Origin of the sequence: Pseudomonas fluorescens, from assembly GCF_005938625.1 — a bacterium.
Lineage (GTDB): Bacteria > Pseudomonadota > Gammaproteobacteria > Pseudomonadales > Pseudomonadaceae > Aquipseudomonas > Aquipseudomonas fluorescens_BD.
This window is the reverse complement of record NZ_VCNJ01000008.1, coordinates 329,998-347,111: the sequence shown is the minus strand read 5'-3', so window position 1 is coordinate 347,111 and position 17,114 is coordinate 329,998. Positions and strand designations below refer to the sequence as shown.

At 57.5% G+C, this 17,114-nt stretch carries 18 protein-coding genes; 10 read left to right on the top strand and 8 right to left on the bottom strand.

All coding sequences use genetic code 11. From position 1 onward, the window contains the following. Window positions 1-127 precede the first annotated feature (127 nt). From rpsM to bfr, 7 genes are all read left to right on the top strand, one after another. Window positions 128-484 (top strand): 30S ribosomal protein S13, encoded by a 357-nt coding sequence (rpsM, locus tag FGA82_RS07765; RefSeq protein ID WP_009045849.1) that lies wholly within the window; start codon window positions 128-130, stop codon window positions 482-484. Between the two features lie 30 nt (window positions 485-514). Then, complete coding sequence (rpsK, locus tag FGA82_RS07760; RefSeq protein ID WP_002555466.1) at window positions 515-904, top strand: 30S ribosomal protein S11; 390 nt, start codon at window positions 515-517, stop codon at window positions 902-904. Window positions 905-922: 18 nt separating this feature from the next. Then, complete coding sequence (gene rpsD, locus FGA82_RS07755; RefSeq protein ID WP_003176404.1) at window positions 923-1,543, top strand: 30S ribosomal protein S4; 621 nt, start codon at window positions 923-925, stop codon at window positions 1,541-1,543. A 22-nt stretch (window positions 1,544-1,565) separates the two neighbouring features. Further along, window positions 1,566-2,567: a DNA-directed RNA polymerase subunit alpha gene (locus tag FGA82_RS07750; RefSeq protein WP_003186012.1), complete on the top strand. Its 1,002-nt coding sequence runs from the start codon at window positions 1,566-1,568 to the stop codon at window positions 2,565-2,567. Between the two features lie 42 nt (window positions 2,568-2,609). Further along, on the top strand, window positions 2,610-2,996 hold the full coding sequence (gene rplQ / locus FGA82_RS07745; protein ID WP_003176402.1) for a 50S ribosomal protein L17: 387 nt from the start codon (window positions 2,610-2,612) through the stop codon (window positions 2,994-2,996). Window positions 2,997-3,234: 238 nt separating this feature from the next. Then, on the top strand, window positions 3,235-4,689 hold the full coding sequence (locus FGA82_RS07740) for a catalase (protein ID WP_141126632.1): 1,455 nt from the start codon (window positions 3,235-3,237) through the stop codon (window positions 4,687-4,689). 149 nt (window positions 4,690-4,838) lie between these two features. Then, window positions 4,839-5,306: a bacterioferritin gene (gene bfr / locus FGA82_RS07735; protein WP_007918444.1), complete on the top strand. Its 468-nt coding sequence runs from the start codon at window positions 4,839-4,841 to the stop codon at window positions 5,304-5,306. A 65-nt stretch (window positions 5,307-5,371) separates the two neighbouring features. Here bfr and uvrA read toward each other — a convergent pair whose 3' ends face one another. Next, window positions 5,372-8,206, bottom strand: coding sequence for an excinuclease ABC subunit UvrA (gene uvrA, locus FGA82_RS07730; RefSeq protein WP_141126631.1), 2,835 nt, complete (start codon window positions 8,204-8,206; stop codon window positions 5,372-5,374). Between the two features lie 191 nt (window positions 8,207-8,397). Here uvrA and FGA82_RS07725 point away from each other — a divergent pair, with 191 nt between their 5' ends. From FGA82_RS07725 to FGA82_RS07715, 3 genes are all read left to right on the top strand, one after another. Further along, window positions 8,398-9,795, top strand: a complete 1,398-nt coding sequence (locus tag FGA82_RS07725; RefSeq protein ID WP_141126630.1) for an MFS transporter — start codon at window positions 8,398-8,400, stop codon at window positions 9,793-9,795. Window positions 9,796-9,804: 9 nt separating this feature from the next. Next, complete coding sequence (locus FGA82_RS07720) at window positions 9,805-10,329, top strand: single-stranded DNA-binding protein (RefSeq protein ID WP_008081898.1); 525 nt, start codon at window positions 9,805-9,807, stop codon at window positions 10,327-10,329. A 245-nt stretch (window positions 10,330-10,574) separates the two neighbouring features. Further along, a complete protein-coding gene (locus FGA82_RS07715; RefSeq protein ID WP_141126629.1) occupies window positions 10,575-11,780 on the top strand; it encodes an acyltransferase family protein in 1,206 nt (401 codons plus the stop codon). A 76-nt stretch (window positions 11,781-11,856) separates the two neighbouring features. Here the strand turns inward: FGA82_RS07715 and FGA82_RS07710 are convergent, their stop codons facing one another. From FGA82_RS07710 to FGA82_RS07675, 7 genes are all read right to left on the bottom strand, one after another. Then, window positions 11,857-13,014: a glutathionylspermidine synthase family protein gene (locus FGA82_RS07710; protein WP_141126628.1), complete on the bottom strand. Its 1,158-nt coding sequence runs from the start codon at window positions 13,012-13,014 to the stop codon at window positions 11,857-11,859. Window positions 13,015-13,016: 2 nt separating this feature from the next. After that, window positions 13,017-13,703, bottom strand: a complete 687-nt coding sequence (locus FGA82_RS07705) for a DUF1190 domain-containing protein (RefSeq protein ID WP_141126627.1) — start codon at window positions 13,701-13,703, stop codon at window positions 13,017-13,019. Between the two features lie 17 nt (window positions 13,704-13,720). Beyond that, entirely contained in the window at window positions 13,721-14,146 is a 426-nt protein-coding gene (locus tag FGA82_RS07700) for a DUF350 domain-containing protein (protein WP_141126626.1), read from the bottom strand. 15 nt (window positions 14,147-14,161) lie between these two features. Continuing rightward, a complete protein-coding gene (locus FGA82_RS07695) occupies window positions 14,162-14,812 on the bottom strand; it encodes a DUF2491 family protein (protein ID WP_141126625.1) in 651 nt (216 codons plus the stop codon). A 200-nt stretch (window positions 14,813-15,012) separates the two neighbouring features. Next, a complete protein-coding gene (locus FGA82_RS07685; protein ID WP_038362095.1) occupies window positions 15,013-15,711 on the bottom strand; it encodes a PspA/IM30 family protein in 699 nt (232 codons plus the stop codon). A gap of 17 nt (window positions 15,712-15,728) precedes the next feature. Further along, a complete protein-coding gene (locus FGA82_RS07680; protein WP_141126624.1) occupies window positions 15,729-16,397 on the bottom strand; it encodes a YjfI family protein in 669 nt (222 codons plus the stop codon). 150 nt (window positions 16,398-16,547) lie between these two features. Further along, window positions 16,548-17,096, bottom strand: a complete 549-nt coding sequence (locus FGA82_RS07675) for a cysteine hydrolase family protein (protein WP_141126623.1) — start codon at window positions 17,094-17,096, stop codon at window positions 16,548-16,550. Window positions 17,097-17,114: the final 18 nt, after the last annotated feature.

Genomic DNA, 17,114 nt, shown 5'->3' with positions numbered 1-17,114 from the left:
TGATTGTGCTTCAAGCCCGGTAGCTAGTGCGCTACCGGGTTGATTATTTGTTATTACAGCGATATTATCTCGCGCCCTATTTCTTGGCTTCCGGGGCGTAGGTAGCTGTCAATTGGAGTCCCACTGAATGGCCCGTATTGCAGGCGTTAACATTCCAGATAACAAGCATACTGTTATCTCGCTGACCTACATCTATGGTGTTGGTCGCACTACTGCGCAGAAAATTTGCGCAGAGACTGGGGTAAACCCAGCCGCAAAGATCAAAGATCTGAGCGACGAGCAGATTGAGCAATTGCGTGGCGAAGTGGCGAAGTTCACCACTGAAGGTGACCTGCGTCGCGAAATCAACATGAAAATCAAGCGTTTGATGGACCTCGGTTGCTACCGTGGTCTGCGTCATCGTCGTGGTCTTCCAGTACGCGGTCAGCGTACCAAGACTAACGCGCGTACCCGTAAAGGTCCGCGTAAGCCGATCCGCAAGTAATCGCCCACGCGAATCGACAGGAAATTAATCATGGCAAAACCTGCTGCTCGTCCTCGTAAAAAAGTTAAAAAGACAGTGGTTGATGGCATCGCCCACATCCATGCTTCTTTTAACAACACCATCGTGACCATCACCGACCGTCAAGGTAACGCGCTTTCTTGGGCTACCTCCGGTGGTTCGGGTTTCCGCGGTTCCCGCAAGTCCACCCCGTTTGCTGCTCAAGTAGCTGCTGAACGTGCTGGTCAAGCTGCGCTGGAATACGGCCTGAAAAACCTCGACGTTAACGTCAAGGGTCCAGGTCCAGGTCGTGAATCCGCAGTCCGCGCTTTGAACGGCTGTGGCTACAAGATCGCCAGCATCACCGACGTGACGCCAATCCCGCACAACGGGTGCCGTCCGCCGAAGAAGCGCCGCGTGTAATCCAGGAGATTGTAAAGAATGGCTCGTTACATTGGTCCAAAATGCAAACTCGCTCGTCGCGAAGGCACCGATCTCTTTCTGAAGAGCGGCGTGCGCGCGATCGAATCGAAGTGCAACATTGAAGCAGCACCTGGTATCCACGGCCAACGCCGCGGTCGCCAGTCCGACTACGGCACCCAACTGCGTGAAAAGCAGAAGGTCCGTCGTATCTACGGCGTTCTCGAGCGTCAGTTCAGCGGCTACTACAAAGAAGCTGCTGGCAAGAAAGGTGCAACCGGTGAAAACCTGCTGCAACTGCTCGAATGCCGTCTGGACAACGTTGTATACCGTATGGGCTTTGGTTCGACTCGTGCCGAATCCCGTCAGCTGGTATCGCACAAGTCGATCAGCGTTAACGGTCAGACCGTAAACGTTCCGTCGTATCAGGTTCGTGCTGGTGACGTGGTTGCAGTTCGCGAGAAAGCAAAAAACCAACTTCGCATTGTCCAAGCTCTCGATCTGTGTGCCCAACGTGGCCGCGTAGAATGGGTAGAAGTAGACACTGAGAAGAAGTCGGGCGTTTTCAAGAACGTTCCTGCTCGCAGTGATCTGTCCGCCGACATCAACGAAAGCCTGATTGTCGAGCTCTACTCCAAGTAAGGGCTAGAAAATAGGTGCATCCATGCAGATTTCGGTAAATGAGTTCCTGACACCCCGCCACATTGATGTGCAGGTTGTCAGTCCAACCCGCGCCAAGATCACTCTCGAGCCTCTCGAGCGTGGTTTTGGCCACACCCTGGGCAACGCGCTGCGACGCATCCTGTTGTCCTCAATGCCCGGCTGCGCAGTAGTCGAGGCCGAGATTGACGGTGTGCTCCACGAGTACAGCGCCATCGAAGGTGTACAGGAAGACGTAATTGAAATCCTGTTGAACCTTAAAGGTCTGGCCATCAAGCTGCACGGTCGTGACGAAGTTACGCTGACCTTGTCGAAGAAGGGTTCGGGGGTGGTTACCGCTGCCGATATTCAGCTGGATCATGATGTCGAGATCGTTAATCCCGATCACGTAATCGCTAACCTGGCGTCTAACGGCGCCCTGAACATGAAGCTCACCGTAGCTCGTGGTCGTGGTTATGAACCAGCCGACTCGCGTCAGAGCGATGAAGACGAAAGCCGCAGCATCGGTCGCTTGCAGCTTGACTCTTCGTTCAGCCCGGTTCGCCGTATCGCATACGTGGTGGAAAACGCCCGTGTCGAGCAGCGTACCAACCTGGACAAGCTGGTTATTGATCTGGAAACCAACGGTACTCTGGATCCTGAAGAGGCTATCCGCCGCGCTGCAACCATCCTGCAACAGCAGTTGGCTGCGTTCGTCGACCTCAAAGGTGACAGTGAGCCAGTGGTTGTCGAGCAGGAAGACGAGATCGATCCGATCCTGCTTCGCCCGGTTGACGATCTGGAACTGACTGTACGTTCGGCTAACTGCCTTAAGGCGGAAAACATCTACTACATCGGTGACCTGATTCAGCGTACCGAAGTAGAGCTGTTGAAGACTCCGAACCTTGGCAAGAAATCCTTGACTGAAATCAAGGACGTTCTGGCCTCCCGCGGTCTGTCCCTCGGCATGCGCCTCGACAACTGGCCGCCTGCAAGTCTTAAGAAGGACGACAAGGCGACTGCCTGATCGTCGTAATCACCGAACGTAGTGTTTGGTAAGGAATGAACCATGCGTCATCGTAAAAGTGGTCGTCACCTGAGCCGCACCAGCTCGCACCGCAAGGCCATGTTCCAAAACATGGCGGTGTCGCTGTTCGAGCACGAGCTGATCAAAACTACTCTGCCAAAAGCCAAAGAACTGCGTCGCGTTGCTGAGCCGCTGATCACTCTGGCCAAGACAGATAGCCTGGCTAACCGCCGTCTGGCTTTCGACCGTACTCGTTCGAAAGCTATCGTTGGTAAGCTCTTCAACGACCTGGGCAAGCGTTACGCTACCCGTGAGGGTGGCTACCTGCGCATCCTCAAGTGCGGTTTCCGCGCTGGCGACAACGCGCCTATGGCGTACGTCGAGTTGGTTGATCGTGCTACTGCTGGCGAAGCTGTATCCGCCGAGTAAGACGTCAGTCTGAAACAAAGAACCGGGCCTAGTGCCCGGTTTTTTGTGCGTGCAAGAAAATGCGCTGTTCATACAAGCTTCTGACATGTCTCTGTTGTCACTATGTGCTGGAATATAATTAGTAATTTTCTATCGATGTGCGCAAGTTAATGAATTTGTGGCCGTCACATGGATGATCAATACTTCCCACCAAGCCGATTAGCCGGCAGTTTCAAGACTGACAGAGGAAGAAGACCGTATGAGCCAGATTAAAACGCTTACTACCGCCAGTGGCGCACCTGTCGCTGATAACCAGAATTCTCGCTCCGCAGGCCCTCGTGGCCCGCTGCTGCTCGACGATTTCCATCTGCTCGAGAAGCTTGCGCACTTCAACCGTGAAAATATTCCTGAACGTCGTGTACACGCCAAGGGCTCGGGTGCATACGGCACTTTCACAGTGACTCGTGACATTACCGAGTACACCAGTGCCAAGTTGTTTGAAACTGTTGGCAAGCAAACACCTACGTTCCTGCGTTTCTCGACGGTCGGCGGTGAACGTGGTTCGGCTGATACCGAGCGCGATCCACGCGGTTTCGCGTTGAAGTTCTACACCGATGAGGGCAACTGGGACATCGTTGGCAACAACACGCCAGTGTTCTTCATTCGTGATCCACTTAAATTCCCTGACTTTATCCACACGCAAAAACGTCTGCCGCAAAGCAACCTGAAAAGCGCGCAGATGATGTGGGACTTCTGGTCGCATTCGCCTGAAGCGCTGCACCAGGTCACCATTCTGTTCTCCGATCGAGGCATCCCGGACGGTTACCGTCACATGCACGGCTTCGGCAGCCACACCTACAGCCTGATCAGCGCTAAAGGTGAGCGTCACTGGGTGAAATGGCACTACAAGACCAAGCAAGGCATCAAGAATCTGGCTCCGGCCGATGCTGCGCGGTTGGCTGGCACCGATCCGGATTACGCCCAGCGTGATTTGTTCGAAGCGATCGAGCGCGGTGAATTCCCGAAATGGCGCGTATGCATCCAGATCATGACTGAAGCCCAGGCCGCAGCGCATTACGAGAACCCGTTCGACGTGACCAAAACCTGGTCGCAAAAAGAATTCCCGTTGATCGAGGTGGGTGAGCTGGAGCTGAACCGCAACCCGCAGAACTACTTCGCTGAAGTCGAGCAAGCCGCGTTCGGCCCAAGCAACATGGTGCCGGGTGTAGGTTTGTCGCCGGATCGCATGCTGCAAGGTCGCGTATTCGCTTACGCCGACGCCCACCGTTACCGTGTTGGCACCAATCACCAGCAACTGCCGGTGAACGCGCCACGCAGCCCGGTGAACACTTACCAGCGTGATGGCTCGATGGCGTTCGGTAGCAACGGTGGTGCAGCGCCTAATTACGAGCCGAATAGCTACACCGAAGCGCCGAAACAAGCTCCGCGTTACGCAGAGCCTGCACTGGCCCTGAGTGGTGCGGCTGATCGTTACGATCATCGCGAAGACACCGATTACTTCAGCCACGCCGGTGCGTTGTACCGCTTGATGAGTGACGAGCAAAAAGCGCTTCTGATCAGCAACATCGCCGGCGCCATGGCGGGCGTTTCCAGTGATGTCGTCGACCGTCAGCTGCAGCATTTCTATAAAGCCGACCCGGCGTATGGAGAAGCAATCGCAAAGCTGCTGAACGTACAGCTTAACGAAGTCTAAACGAGAAGCAGAACCGCCCTCATTTGGGCGGTTTTTGCGTTATTTAGGCCGCTTTTCTCAGAATATCTTCGCTTTTATTGCGTGGAACGGGTGACCTTCCAGTCATGTTGGTTCAAACTACAGACTTTCAAGTAGGGAGATGTAGGGCGATGCAAGGCCACCCAGACGTAATCGATTACCTCAACACGTTGCTGACCGGCGAACTGGCCGCGCGTGATCAATATTTCGTTCATTCGCGGATGTATGAGGACTGGGGGTTCACCAAGCTCTACGAGCGAATCAACCATGAGATGGAAGAAGAAGCCGGTCACGCTGATGCACTGATGCGCCGGATTCTGATGCTCGAAGGCACGCCACGTATGCGTCCGGATGATCTGGATGTCGGCACCACTGTGCCGGAGATGCTGGAAGCGGATCTGCGTCTTGAATACAAAGTTCGCGCTGCCCTGTGCAAAGGCATTGAGCTGTGCGAACAGCACAAAGACTATGTCAGCCGCGAGATCCTGCGGGTTCAGCTCAACGACACTGAAGAAGACCACACCTACTGGCTGGAAAAGCAGTTGGGTCTGATCAAGCTGATCGGCCTTGAGAACTACCTGCAATCTCACACTTCCTGATTGCAATCGATACAAAAAAGCCCCTGTCACTGATGAAGTGACAGGGGCTTTTTCATGTCTGGCGTTTACGCCCGATCTCGGATCAGCAGCGGTTTGAGGTAATGACCAGTATGAGATTGCTTCATCTCGGCCACTTCTTCCGGTGTACCGGTGGCAATGATCTGGCCACCCTTGGAACCACCTTCCGGCCCGAGGTCGACCAGCCAGTCGGCCGTCTTGATCACGTCGAGGTTGTGTTCGATCACCACCACCGTGTTGCCGTGGTCACGCAGACGATGCAGGACGTCGAGCAATTGCTGAATATCCGCGAAGTGCAAACCGGTGGTAGGTTCATCGAGGATGTACAGGGTCTTGCCGGTGTCACGCTTGGACAGCTCGCGAGACAGCTTGACCCGTTGCGCCTCACCGCCGGACAACGTGGTCGCCGACTGCCCGAGCTTGATGTACGACAGGCCGACATCCATCAGGGTCTGCAGCTTGCGCGCCAGCGCCGGCACTGCATCGAAGAACTCCCGGGCTTCCTCGATTGTCATCTCGAGGGTTTCGTGGATGCTCTTGCCCTTGTATTTGATCTCAAGGGTTTCGCGGTTGTAGCGCTTGCTCTTGCACACGTCGCACGGCACATAGATGTCCGGGAGGAAGTGCATTTCTACCTTGATCAGGCCATCGCCCTGACAAGCTTCGCAGCGACCGCCCTTGACGTTGAAAGAGAAGCGCCCCGGACCGTAACCACGGGAACGTGACTCGGGCACACCGGCGAACAGTTCCCGGATCGGCGTAAACAGCCCGGTATACGTTGCTGGGTTAGAGCGCGGTGTACGGCCAATCGGGCTCTGGTCGATATCGACGACTTTATCGAGATGCTCCAGGCCTTTGATGCTGTCGTGCGCTGCCGCTTCCAGCGTTGTTGCACCATTGAGTGCCGTGGCGCTGAGCGGGAACAGCGTATTGTTGATCAGTGTCGATTTGCCCGAGCCGGATACGCCGGTGACGCAAGTCAGCAAGCCAATCGGGATGTCCAGATCGACATTGCGCAGGTTGTTGCCACGCGCGCCTTTGAGCGACAGATTGAGCTTCTTGTTGCGTGGTGTGCGCTTGGCCGGTACTTCAATCTTCACCCGTCCCGACAGGTATTTGCCGGTCAGGGAATCAGGGTGTGCCATGACTTCGGCCGGCGTGCCTTCGGCAACGATCTGCCCGCCGTGCACGCCGGCGCCCGGGCCGATATCGACGACATAATCAGCCAGACGAATCGCATCTTCGTCGTGCTCGACGACGATTACCGTGTTACCGATATCACGCAGGTGCTTGAGCGTGCCGAGCAGTCGGTCGTTATCACGCTGGTGCAAGCCAATGGACGGTTCGTCGAGGATGTACAACACGCCCACCAGGCCAGCGCCGATCTGGCTGGCCAGACGAATCCGCTGCGCCTCGCCACCGGACAGCGTATCAGCGCTGCGATCCAGCGACAGATAGTCGAGACCGACGTTGACGAGGAACTGTAGACGCTCGCGGATCTCCTTGAGAATCTTGTCAGCGATCTCGCCGCGGCGGCCGGTCATCTTCAGCTGGCCGAAGTATTCACAAGCATCGCCGATCGGCAGATTGGTCACTGCCGGCAATGTCTTCTCGCCAACCCACACGTGCCGCGCTTCGCGACGCAGGCGCGTGCCACGGCAATCCGGGCACGACTGAGTGCTGAGGAATTTGGCCAGCTCTTCGCGCACGCTTGCCGATTCGGTCTCGCGGTAGCGACGCTCGAGGTTCGGCACGATGCCTTCGAACGGGTGCGAACGTTTGACGATGTCGCCACGGTCGTTGAGGTATTTGAAGTCGACATTCTGCGAACCGCTGCCGTGCAGGATGGATTTCTGCTGATCGGCCGGCAATTCGTTGAACGGCACTTCCAGGCTGAAACCGTAGTGCGAAGCCAATGAGCCGAGCATCTGGAAGTAATAGACGTTGCGCCGGTCCCAGCCACGTATTGCGCCTTCAGCCAGCGTCAGTTCGCCGTTGACCAGTCGCTTGATGTCAAAGAACTGCTTCACCCCCAGGCCGTCGCAAGTCGGACAGGCGCCGGCCGGGTTGTTGAAGGAGAACAGCTTCGGCTCCAGCTCGCTGATCGCGTGGCCGCAGATCGGGCAGGCAAAGCGCGCGGAGAAGATCATCTCTTCGCCCGGCTCATCGTCCATCGGCGCGACCAGAGCAATGCCGTCCGCCAGTTTCAGCGCAGTCTCGAAAGACTCGGCCAGACGTTGCTGCAGATCGGCGCGTACTTTGAAACGGTCGACGATCACATCGATCGAGTGCTTCTTCTGTTTATCCAGTTTCGGCAGCTCGTCGAGCTCACAGATGCGGCCATTGACCCGGGCGCGAACGAAACCTTGGGCACGTAGCTCTTCGAAGACCGAAAGGTGTTCACCTTTACGCTCGCGGATCACCGGCGCCAGCAACATCAGTTTGCTGCCTTCCGGTTGCGCCAGCACCAGATCGACCATCTGGCTGACCGTTTGTGCTTCCAGCGGAATGTCGTGATCCGGGCAGCGCGGCGTGCCGACGCGTGCATAAAGCAGGCGCAGGTAGTCGTAGATTTCGGTGATGGTGCCGACCGTGGAGCGCGGGTTGTGCGAGGTCGACTTCTGTTCGATGGAGATCGCCGGCGACAGGCCTTCGATGGTGTCGACGTCGGGTTTTTCCATCATCGACAGGAACTGGCGGGCGTAGGCCGACAGCGATTCGACATAGCGGCGCTGACCTTCGGCGTACAACGTATCGAAGGCGAGGGACGACTTGCCGGATCCGGACAGGCCGGTGATGACGATCAGCTTGTCCCGTGGCAGGGTCAGGTCGATGTTCTTCAGGTTGTGGGTACGGGCCCCACGTATCAGGATCTTGTCCAAAGTGGCCTCGCTCGGCGGGCGTCGAAAACGTAGGAGTATACGGCCAAATACTGGATGGATGCACACTATCAAACGAAGGGTTTTTTGCCCTGGATGAAGAGAGTTTCATCTATACGCGTCAAAGCGTCGCGATCTACCCCGTCTTCCGATGGGACTGGTAGAATCGCCGCCGGTTCACACGAGGTTTTTCCATGCACGATCCCCACAGCGAACGCATGAGTGGCAGCGAGACCCGCGCGGCGAGCGGTCTGGCCCTGGTGTTCGCCTTCCGTATGCTGGGCATGTTCATGGTGTTGCCGGTACTGGCGACCTACGGCATGGATCTGGCGGGAGCGACCCCGGCCCTGATCGGGTTGGCTATCGGCGCTTACGGCCTGACCCAGGCAATTTTCCAGATACCCTTCGGGATCATTTCCGACCGCATAGGCCGTCGTCCGGTGATTTACCTCGGGCTGATCGTCTTCGCGCTCGGCAGTGTCCTGGCTTCACAGGCTGATTCGATCTGGGGCGTGATCGCCGGACGGATCCTGCAAGGTGCCGGGGCTATTTCCGCCGCAGTCATGGCGTTGCTCTCCGATCTGACCCGCGAACAGCACCGCACCAAGGCGATGGCCATGATCGGCATGACCATCGGTTTGTCGTTTGCCGTGGCCATGGTCGTCGGGCCTTTACTGACCCGGGCTTTCGGTTTGTCCGGACTGTTCCTCGCCACGGGTGCCATGGCTCTGGTCGGTATCGCCATCATCATGTTCATGGTGCCGCGCTCTACCGGGCCGCTGCAGCATCGTGAGTCCGGCGTCGCGCGTCAGGCCTTGATGCCGACACTCAAGCATCCGGACCTGCTGCGCCTCGATCTGGGCATCTTTGTGTTACATGCCATGTTGATGTCGAGCTTCGTCGCATTGCCCCTGGCACTGGTGGAAAAAGCCGGTTTGCCCAAGGAGCAGCACTGGTGGGTCTACCTCACCGCGCTGCTGATTTCGTTCTTCGCCATGATCCCGTTCATCATCTATGGCGAGAAGAAACGCAAAATGAAACGAGTTTTGCTCGGCGCCGTCATGACGCTGATGCTGACTGAGCTATTCTTCTGGCAGTTCGGCGACAGCCTGCGGGCTCTGGTGATCGGTACGGTGGTGTTCTTCACCGCGTTCAATCTGCTGGAGGCTTCATTGCCGTCGCTGATCAGCAAGGTTTCACCGGCAGGCGGGAAGGGCACGGCGATGGGCGTGTACTCCACCAGCCAGTTCCTCGGTTCGGCACTCGGCGGGATACTCGGCGGCTGGCTGTTTCAGCATGGCGGTCTGTCGGTTGTGTTCCTTGGATGTGCCGGGCTGGCTGCACTTTGGTTAGCCTTTGCTGTTACCATGCGTGAACCTCCCTACGTGACGAGTCTGCGCTTGCCGTTGTCGCCCGAAGCGATCCGCGAAGCGGGTCTGGTCGAGCGCCTCAAGGCCCTCGTAGGGGTAACCGATGCAGTGATAGTTGCTGACGAAGCGGCTGTTTACATCAAACTGGACAAAGAATTAGTGGATCGCGACACCCTCGAACGCCTGGTGAACAACCCGGCCGGGGCTGCTTGCGAAGCCTAGGAGAACGTTATGGCCCGTGGGGTTAACAAAGTCATATTGGTCGGCACTTGCGGCCAGGATCCCGAAGTTCGCTACCTGCCTAACGGTAACGCCGTGACCAACCTGAGTCTGGCCACCAGCGAACAATGGACCGACAAGCAAACCGGTCAGAAGGTCGAGAAGACCGAGTGGCACCGTGTTTCGATGTTCGGCAAGGTTGCCGAAATCGCCGGCGAATACCTGCGCAAGGGTTCGCAGGTCTACATCGAAGGCAAGCTGCAGACCCGTGAGTGGGAAAAAGACGGTATCAAGCGTTACACCACCGAAATCGTGGTCGACATGCAAGGCACCATGCAACTGCTCGGCGGCCGTCCACAACAGGGCGATCAACAAGGCGGTGGCAACAACTACCAGCAGTCGGCTCCGGCTCCACGCCAGCAGGCTCCGCGCCCGCAGCAGTCGGCTCCACAGCAGCGTTCGGCCCCGGCTCCACAGCAGGCCGCACCGCAACCGGCTCCGGATTTCGACAGCTTCGATGACGATATCCCGTTCTGATTTGTCCCTGAGCCGTCACCTGGCTTAGCTCGAAACCCCCGCATTGCGGGGGTTTCGTCGTTTTGGCGAAACATAAAGCGAATATTCACGCGTCAGCGCGTGCCGGTAAAGTTTGCCGAAGGCTCTTGAACGCCATCGCAAGCCATTCCATGATCGGCCCCGGCGGCTGGAGAACCGGCCCATCTTCTCAAGAACAGATTGCGTGACTATCAGCGCTTGTTCATTCACAAAAACAAGAGAAACCGATGAGCAGTAGCAAAAACAAGGAAATTGAGTTTCTGCGGGGCGTGGCCATTCTCATGACCATTTTTGCCCATCTCCCTCAGTTGTTGCCGTTCTTCGGTTTATACCTGTTGAAGGTGTTCAATGTGTATGCGCCGTGGACCGGCGTTGATCTATTCTTCTGTATTTCCGGTTTCGTCGTCAGCAAGGCCTATCTCGATTACTTCGATAAGAACCGCGAGCAGAACCGCTTTGGCCTTGCGGCAACGTCTTTCTGGATCCGGCGCGCCTACCGATTGCTGCCGACAGCCTGGCTGTGGGTGTTGATACCGCTGGCGTTCTCGATCTTTTTCAACCAGTCGAATGCGTTCCAGTCCTGGTATGAAAACTTGCGCAGTTTCACCGCGGTGGCCACGTTCTCCGGTAATCTGGCGAATCAGTACGGGGTGCTGCTGGGGCCGAATTCCGTGTATTGGAGCCTGGCGCTGGAAGAGCAGTTCTACTTCATCTTTCCGTTGTTCCTGCTGTTGGTGACGTCGCCCCGCTGGCGCGTGATGATTCTGATCTTGCTGATCGCGGCGCAATTTCCGTTCAATCGCGATACCTTCGCAGCCCCTCCCGCACCGATGCTTTTCTCGTTCCGCCTGGACGCGATGATGTGGGGGATTCTGCTTTGCCTGTTCACCCGCACCTCTTTGTACAAGGATATTGAACCTGTCGGGCTTGGCGGCAGCAGGTTCAAGCGTCTGGCCATCACGTTGTTCCTTCTGTACATGATGGGCGCCATCGCCGGTCAGATGATCATGGCGCCGATTGCCGTCGGTCTGATCGCGATCACGGCGTTGATCATTGTCTGGCTCGCCAGTTATCAGAAGGGCTACATCTACTGCCCGGCGCTGCTCAATGGTCTTTTCCAGTGGCTCGGTTCGCGCTCTTACGCGTTATACGTCGTGCACATCTTTGCCTACCATCTGAGCACCGAGATCTGGACGCGCATTGCCGCCAGCAGAGACGTGGAGTTGGGGGCTGCCTTCACGGTAGAGCTGCTGCTGACCTCGCTGGTGATCATGGTCGTGTGCAGTGAACTCAATTTCCGCTTCGTCGAAACGCCATTGCGGCGCCGTGGTGCAGAGATCGCCCGGCGCAGAATGGCTGGCGTTGGCGCGACTGAAACGGCGAGGGAAAAACCACCCGTGGAATCGCCAGTTCGTTCGGTGGATATTGCGTAACCTGGCACAGAAACAAAAAAACCGCAGTGCGCAAACGCTGCGGTTTTTAGTGTCGGGCAGCCATCTGCCGAGCAAGTCAGTCGAGGATCAGGTGCGGCAGAAACCGGCTCGAATCTTTGGTGATCAGGCTGTTATCTTCCCTTACACCAATCCCCGCTGCCTGATCGCCGATCACCCAGGAACCGATCAGCGTGTAGCTGTCGCCAAATTTCGGCAGCGGTGCAAATTCCTGCAGGATAAACGGCGCATCAGTGTAGGGGCCGTCCTCTTTGACGATCAGACCGTCAGCCGTTTGCAGCTCAATGTTGGCGCCTTCCCGGGAAAAGTACGGCTTGCGTACCCAGCCCTTGGGCACGGCGTTGGTCGGATTCGGGTCGAGATGCGCGGCCAGCAGATTCGGATGCCCTTTGTGCAGTTCCCACAGCAACGGCAGTGCCCCCTTGTTCGACAGAATCGCCTTCCACGCCGGTTCGAAAAACTGCGTGTCGCACTCGGCAATCGCCGCGCCGAACGGTTCGTGGAAGATAAACTCCCAGGCATGCAGCTTGAACAGGTGCGGAATCCAGCGATCTTCCAGATCGACGAAACGCCCTTCAGCCGTCAAACCGATGTCTTCAATATCGATGTGCCGTGATTCGATGCCGACCTTCTCGGCGATCAGCCGCAGGTAATCCGTGGTGCCCTTGTCCTCAACCGATTCTTTCATCGAAGCGAAGTAGAATGGCCGCTTCAGTTGTAACTCAGCAAAGGCCTGATGCAGTTGGGTGTCGATGCTGTTGAACTGGTCGGCATGGCGCGGCAGCGTGCCGCGCTCGATGCATTGTTCCAGCCAGCCCCACTGAAACGCCGCTGCTTCATAAAGACTGGTCGGGGTGTCGTAGTTGAGTTCCAGCAGTTTCGCCGGGCCGTTGCCGCTGTAGGAAAAGTCCATGCGGCCGTACAGATGCGGATGACCTTCCAGCCATGAAGTACGGATCATGTCGTAGTACGGCGCCGGGATGCTCAAGCGATCGAGCAGTTCCTCGCTGTGCACCACACGGTCGACCAGGTCCATGCACATCTCGTGCAGTTCGCTGGTCGGGTCCTCGAGATCGTTTTCGATCTGCGCGAGCGTGAACTGGTAGTACGCGCTTTCGTCCCAGTATGGCTCGTCGTCTATGGTGTGGAACATGAAGCCGAGACTTTCGGCGGTGTGTTTCCAGTCGGGGCGCTCGGCGCAGAGGATCTTCTTCATGGTCAGCTGCTCGAACGACCGGAACTGCTACCCCAGCCACCCCAGCCGCTACGGGCGCTGGACTGGCTGCCGAAGCCGCCGCGAGAGGTCGACGAGGCAACGTTGACCGGTTTGCTTTTGCTGCTCTCGTAATCGGGTTGGTTGCGCGTCGTGGTTTCGGCTCTGCGGTATTGCGTCGAGGTGTTATAGGGCTGGCGCGTGTCACGATCGCGGTAAACCGTGCGTTCGGCGTTGTTGCTCATGGCGTTGCCGATCAGCCAGCCAGTCAACCAGCCGTTGCCGCCGCTGGAGGTGTGCGAAGTATTTTGCACATTCTGCACCGCCGCCGCGTTTCCCGCAGGCATTTGCGCATTCGCGATGGCGTCGAGGTTCTGCGCCGGCTCACCTTCCTGCGGCACTTTGAAGCCGCCGAGTTTCGGCACGAAGCGGCCGTCGGAATTCTTCTGGCACCAGTCAGCGGCAAAGTCCGCGTCGCACTTGGCCTTGGCGTCGTACGCCGGGGCGATGCGCCGGTGTTCGGTCAGAGCGGCGACGTAGGCGTTGGAGCAGACATCGGCAGCCACTTCGGCGTCGACGCACTGTTCAACGTTCTGGAAATTGCGCGGTTGATCCGCGGCTGTCACTTGGCCGGAAACGGCCATGGCCACCGAGGCAGCGAGGGACAACTGAACGTATTTGCTGCGTTTCATCTAAGGCTTCCTGCCGATCAGTTGGACGGTGTCATGCACGCGGCGTTGAGCATGCCGACGCTGATCGCGACCGCCGCGACGTAGATGCCGGAGGCGATTTCACCATTGGCGATGCGCTGGGAGGTGCCTTTGAGCACCAGACCCGTGGCAAGAAACGCCAGCAGTTGCACGACGGCGGCAATCACTGCCCAGAGTACGAAGTCGAGAACATTGACCGAAAATGCAATCACGTTACTGGCAGGAATCGCGAAGCCGATGATCGCGCCGGACAGGGCGATTGCTGCGGCGATGTTGCCGGAACGAATCAGCTCGAACTCCTTGTGTGGCGTGATGCGCGTGTAGACGAATTGAAACAGCATGAACAGCAGTACGGCGCCGATGAGGTAGACGACGAAACCGACCAGAGCGGTTTTGTTCAGGGAAACGGCCAGCACTTCCAGCATGTAAAACTTCCTTTTTTAAATGGTGCTCAGATCTGTCGTGTACAGCGAGATGCCGAGCGAGGTGCTCAGGCTGACGGTGCCTTCTTCATCCTGTTCGACGGAGAACAGCAGCAATTCGCGGCGATCGGTCAGGCCGGTCTCGCGCGCATAAAGCATGGAGTGGTGTTCGATGGTGTAGCTCTCGTCCGGATTGACCACCTGTTCGGTCATCGGTACGAGTTCGGTCTGGCCGTGCTCGGTGCCCCACTCGCGGGTGTATTCGACACCTTCGTGGGTGTAGGTCGGCAGTCCGATCGAGCTATTGGGGCCGGCCAGGCGCTGCAGTTCGGCGTCACTGTTGACGGTCACGTAACTGAGGTAGTTGAACAGGGTGACCGATTCGATCTGATCGTCACCGGTGACGTGAATCTGCAGCCAGAAATCCTCGTCATTCATGTAATAGCGGTGCAGTTTATTGGACTGGCCGAGGTCGACCCAGCCGTGGCTCCAGATCGCCTGATCGAAGGGCACTCGCACTGTAGTCGAGCCATCGAGCAACAGCGCCAGCGTCGTATCGAACCTGACAGCCTTGCCTTGGGCCATGCCGAGTGGGCCACTGGCAACGGTCGGAGTTGGCGCAGCGGTCTGCCAGTTGCTGGTGCCCAGCAAGTCTTTAAACCATCCCATGGGTACGTTCCTTGAAGCGGGTGGAGGTGTTCGTCGGCGAAAAAAACGTCGCTAGTGTACCGGGCCGAACGGCGAACGACACGCCGTAAACCATGTGGGAGCGAGCTTGCTCGCGAAGAGGGCGTGTCAGTCAACATTGATGGCGACTGATACGACGCTTTCGCGAGCAAGCTCGCTCCCACAGGTTTTTTGTGCAGTGTTTACTGAGCAGACTTTTGCTTCAGACGCTCAAGAATCGCGTTGGCGCTGCCTTCGTTCGGCGTGATGCCGGCGTCGCGCAGTTTGCGTTCCAGGTCGTTGCCGGTCGAAGCGTCAGCCAGTTCGTCGGCAGCGCTCAATTCAGCCGCGCGTTGCTGCTGCTTGGCTTGCAGGCGGTTCAACGTACCGACGGCGGTTTCCAGTTTGCCATTGGCGCCACCGCTGGCGATGGAGGCGCTGACCTGGGCTTTCTGCACGCTTTCGCGGGCTTTGGCCATGTCCACTTGCTGGCGCAGGCTCTTGATACGCGACTCGGCCTTGCTGATGTCTTTGCGCATGTTTTCGGCGTAAGTGCCGAACTCGTCGCTCTGCTTTTTCTCAACATCCAGCTCGTTGGTCAGGGTCGAAATCGCTTCGGCCACTTCCAGCGCCAGGTCTTCACGGCCGGCATTCAGCGCCGAGACGGCTTTGGCTTCCAGATCCTTGATCTTGGCGTCGTACTCGCTCACGCGGTCGGCGGCCAGTTTGTGCTTGGCCATGATGGTGACCAGTTCGCGACGGGCGTTCGACAGCGCGCTGTCGGCATCGCGAATTTCCTGGTCGAGGATGCGCAGGGCCTGTTGGTCGGCGATCGCTTCGCCGACTTCATTGGCGCCGCCGCGCAGCGCGGTGAACAACTTGCTCCAGATGGACTGAGTCATTGGATATTCCCTGTTGATTACTTGAAGAAGTGTTCGAAGGCTTCACTCGCGCGCTGCACGTTGTCGACCAGGGTTTTCACCTCGGTCACCACGTTGGTCAGGCTCGAGTCGGCGCTGAGGGCGCCAAACATGTTGTAAACGGTCTGCCCGTTCGGCATCGACTCGATACCGATCGACGACAGCGGGAACATTTCCCGGCTGCGCAGCACGGCATCGTTGAAGGCGCGCACGTCGCTGATCGAGTCGATGTCCACCAGCACGGTGTCGACGATGATCTGCTGACCGGCCAGGGCGATGTGAATCGGCAGACCGCCGAATTCGTTCATTTCCAGCTTGATGCTGGGTTCGGAGCTCTGGATCAGCGACAGAGTAGTCTCTTGCGAAGCCACCTCATCCAGGGCCTTGAGGGCGTTGAAGAGGCTATCGATGGTCCAGTTGTTGCCTGCGCTCATGTAATTCTCCGACATGAAAGAGCCAGCCAGAATCGGTTGGCGTAGCTGTTGCTCCATTTGCTTGAGCAAGCTTCGGTTTTCGGGAAGCACCCAAGTTTCGTGTTTCACATAACCGGCAGCGGCCAGGCCCGCGCGCATCTGCTTCATATAGAAGCTCGACGGTTTTTTCGCCGACGGTTTCGCGCGCTCCCCCTTCGGGCTCTCTGATTTCACTTTGGGGGAACGGGTTTTCATGGCAATGGCTCGGTTATGAACATCTCACGCGTGAGCCACACTACAACCAATTCAAAGTGCCATCAATGGCTCACGCGTGAGATTTTTATGACAGTTGTAAAAAGGCCCGCTGCAAGGCGGGCCTGGTGTTTTACAGAGTGTGACTCAGCGTTAGGCGGCGAGGAATTCGTCAGTGGACACCACGCTGGCGTAAGCGAAGCCCAGTGCCGACATGAAAGCGGCGTGGACGTGTGCCGCCGGCACTGTCAGGCCATTGAACTCAAGATCGCGGCTGGCGCAGGCATCGTGAATCACGGTCACGCCATAACCCAGATCTGCCGCCGCACGGGTAATGCCGTCAACACACATGTGGCTCATGCTGCCGACCACCACCAGTTCCTTGATGCCATGTTCGTCGAGGATTGCTTGCAGTTCGGTTTCGCGGAACGAATTGACGAAGTGTTTAAGCACCACCGGTTCATCAGCGCGATTGAGCACTTTCGGGTGCAGCTTGGCGCCCTCGGAACCCGGGGTGAAAAACGGCGCCTCGGCTGAGGTGAATTCGTGGCGAATGTGTATTACCGAATCACCGGCCTCGCGGAACGCGGCGATCAGCCGGGCGGCGTTGTCAGCAGCCGCATCGGCACCGGCCAGCGGCCACTTGCCTTGGGGGAAGTAGTCGTTCTGGATATCGACTACGATGAGCGCTTGCTTGGCCATAGGTGTGTCCTCGATGTA